The 833-nt window shown below is 66.3% G+C and carries 1 protein-coding gene; it reads left to right on the top strand.

The genetic code is table 11. From position 1 onward, the window contains the following. Positions 1 to 833, top strand: an 833-nt coding sequence (locus tag HMPREF1985_RS02425; RefSeq protein ID WP_021770855.1) for a methyl-accepting chemotaxis protein, incomplete at both ends; no start/stop codon positions are given.

Below are 833 nucleotides of genomic sequence, written 5' to 3' on the forward strand. Positions count from 1 at the left end.
TCGGCGTCGAGCGAGGAGCTGACGGCGAGCGCGAACCAGACGGCGCAGGCATCGCAGTCGGCGGCGGAGTCCGTCGTCTCGATCGCGGAGCAGAGCGCGGAGCAGAGCCATATCGTCGAGAACGCGACCGAGACCGTGGACGGCATGAAGGCCTCCATGGATCGTGCCTTGAAGGCGGCGGAGCACGCGACAGACGCGGCAAACCACACGCAGGACGCGACGAAGGAGGGCATCGACACGCTGAACTCCGTCGTCGAGGGCGTCGAGGGGCTTGCGCGCGGCGCGAAGAGCGTCGACAGCGCGGTGCAGAAGCTCTACGACGGCTCGAAGAGCATCGCCGACATCAATGAGGTCATCACGGACATCGCGGGCCAGACGAAGCTCCTCGCGCTCAACGCGGCAATCGAGGCGGCGCGCGCCGGCGAGCAGGGCAGGGGCTTTGCCGTCGTCGCGGACGAGGTGCGCAAGCTGGCCGAGCAGTCGGAGGAAGCGGCGCAGGAAATCAGCGGCGTCATCAAGAAGAACGGCGACGAGATCCAGCAGACGTTCGACCTCACGAAGGCGCAGCAGGCGGAGGTCAAGAAGAACGTCACCCATGTCCAATCCGCAAGCAAGGAGTTCGACCGCATCGCGGAGCTCGTGACCGACCTGTCGGCGGAAATCCAAACGCTCAGCGAGATCAGCGCACAGGGACGCGATGCCTGTGAGCAGACGGCCAAGCAGGTGCACCGCATCAGCGAGGTGTCGCACAACGTCCAGCAGAAGGCGACGGACGTCAGCGCGGTATCGGAGGAGCAGGCGGCTTCGACCGAGGAGATCGCGGCAGCGAGCCA

Origin of the sequence: Mitsuokella sp. oral taxon 131 str. W9106 (assembly GCF_000469545.1) — a bacterium.
In the GTDB taxonomy this organism is placed as follows: domain Bacteria; phylum Bacillota; class Negativicutes; order Selenomonadales; family Selenomonadaceae; genus AWVT01.